The organism is Abditibacteriota bacterium (assembly GCA_017552965.1).
Taxonomy (GTDB): Bacteria; Armatimonadota; UBA5829; order UBA5829; family UBA5829; genus RGIG7931.
In genome coordinates this window covers 1-13,296 of the sequence record JAFZNQ010000012.1, presented here as the reverse complement: position 1 = coordinate 13,296, position 13,296 = coordinate 1, and the positions used below count along the sequence as shown (strand labels likewise).

Annotated in this window: 12 protein-coding genes, 2 tRNA genes and 1 riboswitch; of the genes, 1 reads left to right on the top strand and 13 read right to left on the bottom strand. The window is 59.4% G+C overall.

All coding sequences use genetic code 11. The features are described from left to right. Positions 1–165: 165 nt before the first annotated feature. The 12 genes from IK083_02590 to IK083_02535 form a co-directional block, all read right to left on the bottom strand. Positions 166–1,137 (bottom strand): lytic transglycosylase domain-containing protein, encoded by a 972-nt coding sequence (locus tag IK083_02590; GenBank protein MBR4748445.1) that lies wholly within the window; start codon positions 1,135–1,137, stop codon positions 166–168. Positions 1,138–1,142: 5 nt separating this feature from the next. After that, positions 1,143–1,970: an aldo/keto reductase gene (locus tag IK083_02585; GenBank protein ID MBR4748444.1), complete on the bottom strand. Its 828-nt coding sequence runs from the start codon at positions 1,968–1,970 to the stop codon at positions 1,143–1,145. Between the two features lie 18 nt (positions 1,971–1,988). Beyond that, a tRNA-Ser gene (locus tag IK083_02580) sits at positions 1,989–2,082 on the bottom strand. A 68-nt stretch (positions 2,083–2,150) separates the two neighbouring features. After that, a complete protein-coding gene (locus IK083_02575; protein MBR4748443.1) occupies positions 2,151–2,783 on the bottom strand; it encodes an HAD family hydrolase in 633 nt (210 codons plus the stop codon). Continuing rightward, positions 2,780–3,805 (bottom strand): AIR synthase family protein, encoded by a 1,026-nt coding sequence (locus tag IK083_02570; protein ID MBR4748442.1) that lies wholly within the window; start codon positions 3,803–3,805, stop codon positions 2,780–2,782. Before IK083_02570 ends, IK083_02575 begins: the two co-directional genes overlap by 4 nt. Then, positions 3,798–4,109 carry an MTH1187 family thiamine-binding protein gene (locus IK083_02565; GenBank protein MBR4748441.1) on the bottom strand — a complete coding sequence of 104 codons (312 nt, stop codon included), beginning with the start codon at positions 4,107–4,109 and terminating at the stop codon, positions 3,798–3,800. Before IK083_02565 ends, IK083_02570 begins: the two co-directional genes overlap by 8 nt. A gap of 56 nt (positions 4,110–4,165) precedes the next feature. Beyond that, positions 4,166–4,272, bottom strand: a riboswitch (TPP riboswitch). Between the two features lie 39 nt (positions 4,273–4,311). Further along, positions 4,312–5,403 (bottom strand): hypothetical protein, encoded by a 1,092-nt coding sequence (locus tag IK083_02560; protein MBR4748440.1) that lies wholly within the window; start codon positions 5,401–5,403, stop codon positions 4,312–4,314. Between the two features lie 39 nt (positions 5,404–5,442). Beyond that, positions 5,443–5,631, bottom strand: coding sequence for a hypothetical protein (locus tag IK083_02555; protein MBR4748439.1), 189 nt, complete (start codon positions 5,629–5,631; stop codon positions 5,443–5,445). 84 nt (positions 5,632–5,715) lie between these two features. Next, positions 5,716–6,843: an IMP cyclohydrolase gene (locus IK083_02550; GenBank protein ID MBR4748438.1), complete on the bottom strand. Its 1,128-nt coding sequence runs from the start codon at positions 6,841–6,843 to the stop codon at positions 5,716–5,718. A 136-nt stretch (positions 6,844–6,979) separates the two neighbouring features. Next, positions 6,980–8,362, bottom strand: coding sequence for a beta-galactosidase (locus tag IK083_02545; protein ID MBR4748437.1), 1,383 nt, complete (start codon positions 8,360–8,362; stop codon positions 6,980–6,982). Positions 8,363–8,387: 25 nt separating this feature from the next. Beyond that, positions 8,388–9,692, bottom strand: coding sequence for a beta-galactosidase (locus IK083_02540; protein MBR4748436.1), 1,305 nt, complete (start codon positions 9,690–9,692; stop codon positions 8,388–8,390). Then, on the bottom strand, positions 9,689–11,011 hold the full coding sequence (locus tag IK083_02535) for a beta-galactosidase (GenBank protein ID MBR4748435.1): 1,323 nt from the start codon (positions 11,009–11,011) through the stop codon (positions 9,689–9,691). Before IK083_02535 ends, IK083_02540 begins: the two co-directional genes overlap by 4 nt. Before the next feature lie 119 nt (positions 11,012–11,130). Here IK083_02535 and IK083_02530 point away from each other — a divergent pair. Continuing rightward, positions 11,131–11,206: transfer RNA gene (locus IK083_02530), tRNA-Arg, on the top strand. 4 nt (positions 11,207–11,210) lie between these two features. Here the strand turns inward: IK083_02530 and IK083_02525 are convergent. Then, the coding region (locus IK083_02525) for a DUF4838 domain-containing protein (protein MBR4748434.1) at positions 11,211–13,296 on the bottom strand (2,086 nt) is incomplete at its 5' end.

Below are 13,296 nucleotides of genomic sequence, written 5' to 3'. Positions count from 1 at the left end.
GGGCTTGCAGCTCCGTGACAGGGGATATCTTACCGGTGAGAGCAGAGTGCTCTCACCGCCGATATGACGTGTTGTTGAACGGGACAAAGGGAACAACGCCATGCCCACCGCCGGAGAGAGCGGGCGAAAAAAAAAAGACTGCGCGGCAGCGCAGTCCTTTGCAGCCTACAGTGAAAGCGTGAGATATTTCTTGTAGGTGTTGGTCACCTTGATCACGTATTTCTGGGTCTCTTTGATAGGCGGCACGCCTCCATATTTGCGCACCCTGCCGGGGCCGGCGTTGTAGGCGGACAGCACCAGGGACAGGTCCTCCCAGGACAGCTCGTTGAAGCTCTTGCCGCACAGCCTCTCCTGAAGGCTCTTGAGATAACGCACGGTGCCGTATATATTCTGCTGTGGGTCATAGGGATTCTTGATCCCCATGCCTCTTGCCGTGGCCGGCATCAGCTGTCCCAGGCCGCAAGCGCCCGCCCGGGAAGTGGCGTTGGCCTTGAAGCGGGATTCTTCGGTGATGACGGCGCACACCAGCAGGGGGTGCACTTCATATTCGCTGCAGTTCTTGATGATGCCGTAGGTATAGGCGTCCACTTCGTTTTGGGAGAGAGCAGGGTTGGTGGAGCGTATTATGTGAGACACGGATTCTATGATGCTCCGCACGGAGCTGTCTATGTCCCTGGAGGGCTGCGCAAAGCTGAGCCCGGTGGGGGCGTAGGAAGAGGCGGCCCGGGCAGCCCCGGCCTTCATCTCTTCTTCATACTTTTCCAGAGGAAACTTGTAGGTCCACACGTGGCACACAAAGCCGCTCAGGGACAGCAGGGCGTTCTTGTCATAGCTGACCAGGCAGGCCAGCTCCTCTTCCTCCAGCTCTGCCATGTGGGTGCCCGCCGGCATGGATATCCAGACCAGCAGGTCGCCTTGCTTCAGACAGACGGCGTCGCCCTTTACAGCGTTCACCTCGCCTCTTATCTCCAGATAGGGCTGGGTGTTCTTGTCGGGCTCCGCCCTCAGCTGCTGCAGCGTAAGGGGCATGGGCTTGTTGCGCATGAGGTTGAAATACTTCGCCTTGTCCGCAAAGCCGTCCGCCAGCAGCGGCGCGCAACAGAGCAGCAGCGCAATGGCCAAAAACAGTTTTTTCATATTACTTACCACAAAAGAGCCGCTTCCGCCTTTTCGGGCAGTCCGGGTGTTCCGATAAAGGGCTCGTCCTTGTCAAGCGCCCGCAGCAGCTCCGTCTCTTCGTCCGTGAGATCGAAGCCGAACAGGTCTATGTTTTCCTTCAGCCTCTCGGGGCGCGAAGTCTTGGGGATAACGATGACCCCCTCTTTTATCTGAAATTTCAGGCATATCTGAGCGCCGGTGACGCCGTATTTCCGGGCCAGGCCCTGCACAGCGGGCAGCTCCAGCATATGATTTTTGGCGCCGTGTCCCAGAGGGGCGTAGCCCATGTGGGCCACATGGTATTTGTCCATCCACCTTCTGCAGTCTTTTCTCTGACACCACAGGTGAGTCTCGATCTGGTCCACAGAGGGCGGCGTTTCATTGTAATTGATGAGATCTATGAGGCCCGCCGGCTCAAAATTGGACACTCCGACAGACCGGATGACTCCCTTTGCTCTGAAGTCCTCCAGAGTCCTCCAGGCGGCGTAATAGTTGCCGAAGGGCCAGTGCAGCAGCATGAGATCGATGTAGTCGGTCTGCAGCCGCTCCAGGCAGCCGCGCACCGCTTCGTCTGCGCGGTCATAGGACTTGTGGGACAGCTTGGTGACTATCACCACTTCCTCGCGGCTGACGCCCGAAGCCCTTATGCCCCGGCCCACTTCCGCCTCGTTGCGATACATCTCGGCGGTGTCAAACATCCTGTAGCCGTATTCGATGGCCCGGGACACCGTGTCCGCGCAGTTCTCCGCCTTGTAGGTCCCCAGTCCGATGACGGGCAGCCTCAGGCCGTCGGAAAGTACTCTGTATTCCATACTGCGTTCCTGAAAAAATGGCGGAGAGACCGGGATTCGAACCCGGGGTACCAAAATTAACTGGTACAACTGCTTAGCAGGCAGCCGCTTTCGACCACTCAGCCATCTCTCCGCATACTCTTTTATTATACAGTCATTTGCAAAAAAAAGCAAGCCGGGCCGATTTTTGTCAAAACAGGGTCAGATCAGCTGCTTCACCGCCTCTGTCAGGTCCTCCCAGCTCTCTGCCAGAAAATCGGGGCTCTGTGTCGCCAGCTCTTCTCCTGTCCTGGCCCCCCAGGCGACGGCGGCCACCCTGACGCCGGCCCCGCGGGCGCACATCAGGTCCTGAAAGCTGTCTCCCACATAGAGGGCCTCGCCGGGCTGCAGCCCCGCCAGAGCCAGGGCCGCCTGCAGCGGCTGCGGGTCCGGCTTGGGCCTGTCGGTCTCGCCGCCGCAGACCATCACGTCAAACAGCCCGCAGAGCCCCAGCCGCTCTGCGGCGGCTGTGAGGGAAAGGCGGGTCTTGCTGGACACTATCCCCAGGGAGACCCCCAGAGCCCTGATCCCGTTCAGGGCCTCCGCCGCTCCGGGATAGGCCGGGTCGTCGCCCATGGTCGCATATATCCGCCGGTAGCACTCGATATAGCGCTCGGGGTCCTCCGGCATGACGGCCTTTCCCTGCTCGGTGGTGGGAACTCCTATGAGCAGGCGGAACCTGTCGTAAGTATAGTCAAAGCCCAGCTCCTTTTTGGCCAGGCCAAAGGTCTTCTGTATATTCGGGATGCTGTTGCACAGAGTGCCGTCCCAGTCAAAAAATACTGCTTTGATCATGATAACGCGTTGTCAAACAAATTCCAGAAGGGGTCTGTCTCCGGCTCAGGGAAACCGGTCTCCCTGCCGTCTCTCACCAGGCTCGACCTGCCGTCTGTGAAGGTCCCCACCACTTCGCTCTTTATACCTTTTTTGCTCCAGGCTGCCCTTACCGCCTCCACGCTGCCGGGGCTGACGGCAGCCAGCAGGGTGCCCTCGCTGATCACGGTCCAGGGGTCAAAGGAGAGATAGTCGGCCAGAGCCTGTATGTCGGCGGGCACCATATCCCGGGAAAGGACGGCTTCGAGGCCTGCGCCCGCGGCGTTTTTCATCTCCCACATACCTCCGTAAACTCCTCCCTCGGTGGCGTCATGCATGGCGTGGACGCCGCCGGCGGCCCAAGCGGTGAGAGCATCCTCCACCACCGTGATCTGGCTCACCCGTCCCAGAAGGGCAGAGACGGTCTCCGGCGGGAGAGGGGTGTCCTTTTGGCTGTAGAGGACTCCCAGCAGGGCCGCGGCCTCTATGGCGGGTCCCTTGGTCATCAGGAGCGCGTCTCCCGGCCGGGCTCCGCCCGGAGACGTCCATTCGTCCTTGCCGGCAAAGCCCCACACGGTGATGCCGCCCACTATGGGCAGGCTCACGGCGGAATACCAGCCTGTATGGCCCCCCACTATGGCTATGTCAAGAGACTTGGCGGTGTCGGAGATCTTTTGGATGATCTTTTCCGTTTCCTCCACCGGCGTTCCCGGAGGCAGCAGCAGCGAGTAGGTCATGAACTCCGGCCTGATGCCGGACACGGCCACGTCGCTGGCGCCGATGTGCACGGTAAACTCGCCCATCATTTCCAGAGGCAGGCCCGCGGCGGGGAATATGGGGTCCTCGGCTATGGCCATGACCATGCCGTTTCCGCAGTCCGTCACGCCGAAATCCAGACCCGCTCCGGGCCCCATGACGATACGGCTGTCGGAGGCGCCCAGACGGCCGGCGATCAGGGCGTTCATTCTGTCGGGGGACAGCTTGCCCACGTGTATATCACTCAACGCTCAGCTCCTTGTCGGAAAGTATATCCTTTACGTCCCGCACCTTGCCTTCCAGCCTGCCCGTGAAGCCCTTGCGGTCGTCTATGGTGACGGTGGTCAGGCATCTGGGGGCGGACTCCAGGGCCTTGTGGTGGCAGCGGCGCACCACCTCCATTACCTCGTCCCACTCGCCTTCGATGCAGGTCTGCATGCTGCCCAGCTTGTAAGAGAGGCCGCTGTCATGGATGATGGCCACTATGTCGGCTATTTTTTCTTTCAGTTCATCCCCGCCGCCCAAGGGGATGATGGTCAGAGATACTACCATTTTTCCTCCTGCAGAGTATCAGGGAGCCCTCAAACAAAAAGCGTCCCAAAAAAGGGACGCATTATTCTCGCGATGCACCTACGCCGGCATTATCCGGATCAGGTTTCAGGTCGAAGCCGATCTTCCTCTCAGCCTGCGCGCGCAAGCTCCCTTCCGTAATGATTATATCAGTATATCCCGCAGTGTGTCAAGCCTGCCGGCGTCAGTCGGCCAGGGTGCCCATCGGGTCCCACAGCTCCAGCTTGACGGGCTCCTTTTCCCAGTCCTTTTTCTCTGCGTCGGTGAGATACTTTTTGCAGACTACCGCCTGGAAGACGTATTGATCGAACCAGGAGTCGGTGGCGACAAAATAGCCTTTGTTCGCCGTGTCCTCGCCCCAGCTGTTCTGTATCTTCCATTTTGTGGGCCGTCCGTCCTCCAGATTGACGCCGGTGATCACCATGGCGTGGTTCATGGCGCTCTCCCTCATATCCAGCATGTCGCCCTTGGACATGCGGGTGTCTATCTGAAAGAGCCTGTCTCTGTCAAAGGAGAGGTCGTCCCACACTCCTTCATCCCGGGCGGCTTCCTTGGAGCAGTCGCTGCCGAACCACACGGGGGAGCCGTCCTTCAGCTGGCAGATGACCAGCTCCTTGAGCCTCTCCATCTCCAGGTTGATGTATTTGACGCTGTTGCCCTCGGCCACGTTGCCCAGATACTTCACGGTGTAGGTGCAGTTGAAGGGCTTGTCGGCGGTGGGGCTGTTGATGACGCTGACCACTCCGTCCAGATCCGCCTCTATGTATTCCCGGTAAAACTCCGCCGGAGTGATGTCTTTGATCAGATTGTATTCGTCGGACTTGTTCACGTATTCAAAGGAGAAGCGGCGGGGAGGCACGCCAAAAGCGGAGCACAGCATCTTGTAGATGTTTTTCAGCATCCCGGTCTTCAGGGCTTCCTTTTCCTTCGGATCCGTCATCTGCCTGATCCCGGCGGCGAACCGGCGCACGTATTTATTGAGCATATGGTTGATCTCGGCGGAATTGGAGCTCTGATAGGTCTCCGGAAAGGCGTCCTTGGGAGCGGCCCCGTATTTCCGGATGATATTGACGAACATATCCCACTGGCCGCCGTCCTCTATGCCCCGGGAGAGGATGGTGTCCAGGGTGCGCTCTTCCCCGGGGTCGCCCATGAGCAGCATGACCTTTTCCATGAAGAAGTTGCACTTTTCCAGCTTGTCATAAAAGGCCACGAAGTTCTGGGACAGCTCAAACTCCTTGAGGTCGTATTTTTTGGCCACCAGCTCTCTCAGCACGTTGCAGCCCGCAAAGATCCAGCAGCGCCCGCTGGACTTTTAGTTGGTGGCCGGCAGGGTCTGCAGATTGACGGAAAACCTGTTGCGGGTAAACTCGGTCTGCTCGCTCACTCTGGTGATGCTGCCTATAGAGTTTTTGGCGAGAGCCCGCCGGGCCACGGTGTGTATGTCGCTCTGCCTGTATTCGGCTTCCGTGTCTGCCAGAAAGCCGGCTGTGATCTCTTTCATATGCGTATCCTCTGTGTATCCGGCGCTGCGCCTCGCCGCAACGCTGTCCTGCAGGCGACGCCGCCTGCCTTGTGAATCGATGCTTTAATGATGGCTGAAGCAGCGCTCGCCCGTGAACACCATGGCTATGCCGTGTTCGTTGCAGGCCTCGATGCTGTCCCAGTCTCTCAGGGAACCGCCGGGCTGTATGATGGCCTTGATGCCTGCCTCGGCGCAGGCCTCCACGCTGTCCCGGAAGGGGAAGAAGGCGTCGGAGGACAGCACGGCTCCCTCCAGGCTTTCGCCGGAGACGTTCTTTTCCCGGGCCTTGGCTATGGCCTGGCGCACCGCCGCCACTCTGTCCTGCTGGCCGGTGCCCACCGCCAGGGTGACGCCGTTCTTGGCTATGACCACGCCGTTGGAACGGGTGCTGAGATTCACGTACCAGCTGAAGAGCAGGTCCCTGAGCTGCTGCTCCGTGGCGGGAGTGGCCACCGAGTATTCTGTGTCGGTCTTTTTGCGGTAGCAGGTGCCGTTCACCAGATCAGCGGCGCTTTTGACAGAAGTCAGCAGTGGCTCGGCCACCACTATGGTGCCGTCCATGAGGGTCTTGACGGTGGGAGCGGCGGGGTCGCCCACCCACTTGGGCAGCCGGTCTATATTGGGCAGCCGGACGATGCGTATCTCCTTGTTGACCTTGTATTCCTCGCCCTTGTGGAGCTCGCTGACTGCGTCCGGGTCAAACTCGGGAGCGGCCACCACCTCCACAAAGGAGGTCATTATCTCTTTGGCCGTATCAAGATCTACCCTGCAGTTGAATACCACCGTGCCGCCGAATGCCGCCACCGCGTCGGCGTTGCGGGCCCTCTTATACACTTCGCAGACGCTCATGTCCGGAGAGTTCTGCACGGCCGCGCCGGAAGGATTCAGATGCTTCATGACTGCGCAGGCCGGGACGTCAAAATACTTGACTATGTTCGCGCCGTGGTTCAGGTCGGAATAATTGGTCTCGCTGAGGCCGGATTTGCCCAGCTTCAGTATCTCCATATCCCCGAAGGTCAGACCAGACGCGCCCTTTGGCTTGTAAAAACTGGCCCCCTGATGAGGATTGGTGCCGTAACGGAGATCCTCCACCTTCTCGTATTCCACTCCGAAAAGGTCCAGAGAGCCGGGAAAGCCCGACTCGGTCCTTGCGGAATATTTTGCTTTGAAATCGGTTTTGCTGTCTGCCATGATCCTTCTCTGATTGCCGGCCCCAAGGCCTGTTTTCCCACGTATAATTATATCACACAGATGGCCGCCTTGTCTATGAGAGCCGCCCCCGGAAGAGGACATCATGGTTTTCTCCGCCGTCTCCCGGGCGCACACGCTAATGCCCCGCGTCATATCGGCGTGGCCGGCCGTATGTCAGACGCCTTGGCGTCCTGCCGGCCGCTTCGCAGCGATCAGCGGAGCGCCAATAGTCCCGTATTATCCCAAAGGCCGCCTTCAGCTGTGGCATTATGACCGGGCTGGGTTTTACCTCTATGCCGGGCTTCAGAAGCGGGGTGAAGTCCTCCGTATCCGGCATCCTGTCCGCCCCCTCCAGAATAAAGGCAAAGTGGGCGTGGGTGTAGTCCAGCCCCCAGAGCCTGTGCTTCACCGCTATTTCCGCCAGCCTGAGAGGATCTTTGGCGCAGCGCCAATAGCCGGCGTTCTCGCCCCACATGACTGCGTCCCGATACCCCTTTGAGTCCAGATAATTCCGCAGGCGGGCCACCTCCTCTTCGTTCTGACAGCCGGTATATTGCAGCTCTGCGCCCTGTCTGAGGGCTTCCTCCATGACCCACATGGAGTCGCACATCATCCTGACGGTCCAACCCCCTTCTCCCGTACGGACAGCTTCCCGCCATTCCTCCGGGGTGTAAGCCGTACCGGGGATATACACCAGCACCCGCTTGCCCCGGGCTGCCCGCAGGGCGTCCTTTATCTGCCAGCGGACAAAGTCTCTTTTCAGATCCCTGTACCACAGGAGAAAGTCCTCCCAGTAAGCCCCGGGCTTCTCGCCGCTGGAGAGCAGGGGCATGGAGTCAAAGCTCTCAAAGTCCGTGCCCCACGCTCTGTTGGCCTTTTCTATGGTCTTGTATTTCTTTTTCATGGCGGCCCGCCAGGCAGCCTGGCCGTTGGCATCGTAGTTCCAGAACCGGGGCGTATCGTAGCCGGCCCCCATGGTCCAGGGATGGGGGTAGATAGGCTCTCCCGCCGGACCCAGCGCCGGTATGACGCAGTCCACGTCGTCCCACACTCCCGCCTCTTTGAAAAGAGACACTATCCTGTCCGACTTTTCCCGCACGAGGGCTTTCAGGCCCGGATAGCAGTAGCTGAGGGTCTTGGGGGATGCGATACCGTCCTCGTCTGCGGGCAGACAGCCCGGGTGCTGCCTCACATACCAGGCAGGGGGCACCATGACCACTCCGAGTATCAGCTTTATCCTGAAGCCGTAACGGCGGGCAAGGCGGATGTATTCGATCTGGCGCGAGGCGTCCCAATTGCCCTCCGACCGTTCAAGGGCGGACCAGTTGGCCTCTATCCTGAGCATATCCACCCCGGCGTCCCTGTATATCCCAAAGCGTTCCTCGGTATTCTGCAGGTCTCCGGTGACCCACACGTAGGGCTCCGTCACGCATGCGCGGCATTCAGGTCCCGCTGCCCGGACCCCCGCGGCAAAGACAAAAAGCAGGACTGCAGCCGCAGCTGTTATGACATATCTCATACAAAGCCCCTCACTGTCTGCAGCTTTATTTTCTCAGCGCTGCCATCTGCCGGTTGTAGTCCCGCACTATGCCGAAGGCCGCCCTGAGCTCGGGCATTATCACGGGATGGGGCTTGATCCTGATATTCGGATCGGCCAGGGCGCTCAGGTCTTCCACCTCAGGCATGGTCTCCGCGCCCTCCAGAGCAAAGGCAAAATGAGCAAAGGTGTAGTCCAGGCCGCAGAGCCTGTTTTTCACGCAGACGTCCGCCAGATGCAGGGGATCTTTTGCGGCGCGCCAGTAGCCTGCGTTTTCGCCCCACATGACGGCGTCCCTGTGTCCGTGGGAGTCCAGATAGTTCCGCAGGCGGGCCACCTCGTCGCCGTCTTCGCAGCCTGTGTATTGCAGCCAGGCGCCCTGCCGCAGGGCTTCCTCCATGACCCACATGGAGTCGCACATCATTTTGACGGTCCAGCTGCCGGCCCCGGTTTCCACCGCTTCCTGCCAGTCCTTTTCGCTGTAAGCGGTGCCGGGGATATACACCAGCACCTTTTTGCCCTTGGCAGCCCGGCGGATATCCCGCAGCTCCCATCGGACAAAATCTCTTTTTATGTCTCTCATCCAGGTGAGGTAGTCGTTCCAGTAAGCGCCGGGCTTTTCGCCACTTTTCAGCAGGGGCATGGAGTCAAAGCCGGCAAACTCCGTGCCCCAGGCGGCGTTGGCCCTGGCTATGGTCCTGTATTTCTTTTTCATGGCTGCCCGCCAGGCTTTTTGTCCCCATTCCTCATAATTCCAGAAGCGGGGCTCGCCGTAGTCCGGCTCCATGGTCCAGGGGTGGGGATAGATGGGCTCGCCCGCGGGGCCGAAGGCCGGGATCACGCATTCCACGTCGTCCCACACCCCCGCCTCCCTGAGAATGGATATGATCTTGTCGGTCTTTTCGCTGATGACCTTCTTCAGGCCCGGGTAGCAGTAGCTCAGGGTGTTGGCGCTGAAGACCCCGTTTTCGTCCGCCGCCCGGCTGTCGGGGTGCTGTTCCCTGAACCACACGGGAGGCGCCATGATCACTCCCAGGATCAGCTTGATCCTGAAGCCGTATTTACGGGCCAGCCGTATATATTCTATGCGGCCGCCCATATCCCACACGCCTTCCCGGGGCTCCACCACCCGCCAGTCCGCCTGGACCCGCAGCATGTCCACCCCGGCGTCCCTGTATATCTTAAAGCGCTCCTCGGTCTGCCGCAGATCGCCGGTGACCCAGATCTCCGGCTCGGTCATACAGGCGTGGCAGTCGCAAACAGCCGGCGCAGCGGCAAGCAGCAACAGCAGCAAGGCGATCCACCTTATCATTGCCGCCGTATCCTCCTCAGCTGCTCGTTGTAGTCCCGCACTATGCCAAAGGCCGCCCTGAGCTCCGGCATTATCACGGGATGGGGCCTGGGGGTGATCTTCGGATCCAGCAGGGCGGAAAAGTTCTCTATATCCGGCATCTCGTCGGTCCCTTCCAGGGTAAAGGCAAAGTGTGAGTGGGTGTAGTCCAGCCCGTAGAGCCTGTTCTTTACGCAGGTATCCGCCAGCTTCAGAGGGTCCTTGGCGCAGTTGAAGTAGCCCGCGTTCTCGCCCCACATGACCGCGTCTTTATACCCCTTATCGTCCAGATACTTTCTCAGGCGCGCCACCTCTTCGGCGTTGTCGCAGCCGGTGTATTGCAGCCAGGCGCCCTGCCTCAGAGCCTCCTCCATGACCCACATGGAGTCGCACATCATTTTTATGATCCAGTCCCCCTCGCCGGTCCGCACCGCCTCCTGCCACAGCTCCTCGCTGTAAGCGGTGCCGGGGATATATACCAATACTTTCTTGCCTTTGGCAGCCCTGTAGGTATCCTTTATCTGCCAGCGGACAAAGTCACGCTTCACGTCCCGGTACCAGACGAGATAGTCCTCCCAGTAGGCGCCGGGCTTCTCTCCGCTGGAGAGGAGGGGCATGGCGTCAAAGCTCTCAAAGTCCGTGCCCCACGCTCTGTTGGCCTTTTCTATGGTCTTGTATTTCTTTTTCATGGCGGCCCGCCAGGCAGCCTGCCCGTTCTCGTCATAGTTCCAGAAGCGGGGGATATCGTAGCCGGCGCCCATGGTCCAGGGGTGGGGATAGATGGGCTCTCCCGCCGGGCCGAAGCTGGGTATGATATATACTATATCCTCCCAGACACCCGCCTCTTTGAAGAGGGACAGTATCTTGTCCGACTTTTCCCTGATGAGAGCCTTCAGGCCCGGATAGCAGTAGCTCATGGTGTTCATGGAACATATGCCGTTTTCATCTGCCGTCAGGCACTCCGGGTGCTCCCTGATATACCAGGGGGCCGGGGCCATCATCACTCCCAGGATCAGCTTGATCTTAAAGCCGTATTTGTGGGCCAGGCGTATATACGCTATCTGCCGGGAGGCGTCCCATACGCCCTTTTCCGGCTCCAGCACCCGCCAGTCAGCCTCGATGCGCAGCATGTCCACGTTGTTCTCCTTGTATATCCTGAAGCGCTCCTCGGTCTTGCCTATATCTCCCAGCACCCATATCTGGGGCTCGGTCATACAGGCGTGATAAGGAGGATACTCCTCGGTCCGGGCGCACAGGGGGAACAGCAGCAGCGCCAGCGCGGCAAACAGCAGATATTTCATCACGATCTCCTCTCAAAAACAAGCGTTCGTCCGTCAAAAAGCCGGTTTTGGTCAAATAATACGTATCTCTATTGATTATCCTCAAAAAATGTGCTATAATAAAAGTGCTGTAATAGCGCGCTTCCTTAGCTCAGGGGATAGAGCAACTGCCTTCTAAGCAGTGGGCCGCAGGTTCGATTCCTGCAGGGAGCGCCATTTTTTATCTCCCGTATATCATATACACCTTGTCCACCCATATCCCGTCCTTTACCGCGCCGTTGCACTGAGGCGCAAATATCAGCTTTACGTCCAGGGGGTCCCACAGCTTCATGGAGCCGCAGTCTATGACGGTGTATTTGTCCCCGGACAGCATATCCGTGGACATGACGAAGGTATGCCCGGTGCCGGGCTCCATGTCCAGCAGGTGCACCATGCAGGCGGTATCATGGGGGCGCAGGGCACCTTCCCCCCGGACGGAGACGTAGAGCCGCGCCGTCTTGTAGCCGGCCTCGTACGCCTTGCGCAGGGTGCGGGTGATCTTGCGGGTCAGGCCCCATTCATAGGTGTGGGTAGAGAGGACCCCCGCCTTGCCCTCCGCGGACAGAGGATCGGGCTTCAGGTCCCCGGCATTGCCGGGCAGATACACCCTGAGATCCTCTCCGGGAATGCAGAAATACTCCTCCGGCGGGAGGCCTTTGAGGGCCTCCGGCAGGACTGCGGGGCTCAGGTGCTGCCCTTCCCAGGCGGAATCGTCTCCCCAGTAGGTCCAGCCTTCGTTGTGATACAGGTTGCCCCTTTTCTTCTGCAGGGCAAGGAAAAATTTCTCAAACTGCGCCGTGTCCCTGAAGAGGGAGTATTCGCAGCCGGCCCATTCCTGCTGCTCCTCATCGCGGAGCTTGATGAGCGAATACTGGAAGCACAGGGCTTCCGTCAGGACTCTTTCGCTTTTTTCCCGGTCGCCGCTGACGGCAGAAAGAGCCTTGCAAAACAGCCCCATACCCTCGTTGAACCTGTCTTTGGTGAGCCAGGGGCAGCGCCAGGACTTATAGACCAGCGGCCGGGGGCTCTGTCTCTGCCACTGAGTGTCCTTGCATATGAACTCATAGAGATAAGGCCAGGCGTCTCCGTAATAGCCCCGGAGAAAATCCTTCATGAGCTGCTCGTCGTCCGCCTCGGGGTCCCACATGAGCTCCGCCGTCATATACCCTTTCAGCAGGTTGAAGGAGCAGCCGTTGTTGTAGGCGTCCCCCTGCTCAAACACAGCCACCGCCCCGTTGTCCCTGAAGGTCAGGAGGTCCGGCTTCAGGCAGAAAAACACCGGGTGTATGTAGTAAAAGGCGTCAAAATTGACAGTGTAGTTCCAGATCATCAGGCGGTCCGTGAGCCGGTGCCAGCCGGCGATGGCCTTCAGAAAGTTCAGGTTCTCCGAGACCCTGTCGGGATAAGGGCTTGCGGGAGAATCCCTGAGAGGCGTGCCAAAGTCGTCGTTGATATTGCAGAGCCGGATAAGCACGTTCTCTTCCGGCTTGATATCCCGGGGCGGGTCCACGGAATACTGATAGGCAAAGGTCTCCACCAGCACGCCGGGGAACTCCTTTTTGACAGCCCGGGCCACGTGGTTCACCGCCCGGATGATGAGGCCCGACTGGGCCCCGTATTCCGCGGCCAGGGCCCGGCATTTTTCGCAGCGGCAATAGAGCTCGTTGTCGTTCTGGGACACGCTGATCATCCTGGGCTCCCGGTGCCTTCTCAACTCGGCGAGCACCCTTTGGGTCAGAGCCTCCACGCACTCGTCGTTGCTGAGGCACAGCTGGGTCACCCCGGAGACCCTTTTGCCGTCTATCTCCGAATACCATTCGGGATGCTCTCCGAAGTATTCGCTGTCCGGCAAAAACTTGCCGAAGGTGTGGCCGTCTCCCAGCAGCTCCCAGCAGTCTCCCCAGTCGGGCACTATGGGGTAGGTGCCCTGATTGGTGCGGCCGTTGAGCTTGTGCTTCACCTTGAAGCGTTCGTCGATCATATACGGCCGGAAAAAGTTTTCCCGGATATAGAAGGGGGGCACATACACCCTGTCTGCCGCAGTCCTGATATCCTTCATCTGCGGCACGTATTCATCCCCCGGAGTCCAAAAACGGACCCCCAGCTCCTTTTCCAGAAAGTCATACACGGCGTAGAGGGTCCCCGCCGGCCGGTCCCCGGCCAGCACCAGGCTGTCCGGGCCGCTCTTTATCAGGATGCCGTCCCGCTTCAGGGAGTCCCAGTCAAAATCCGGGACCTGTTTTTTGGTCCATTCCGTCTGCCCCACG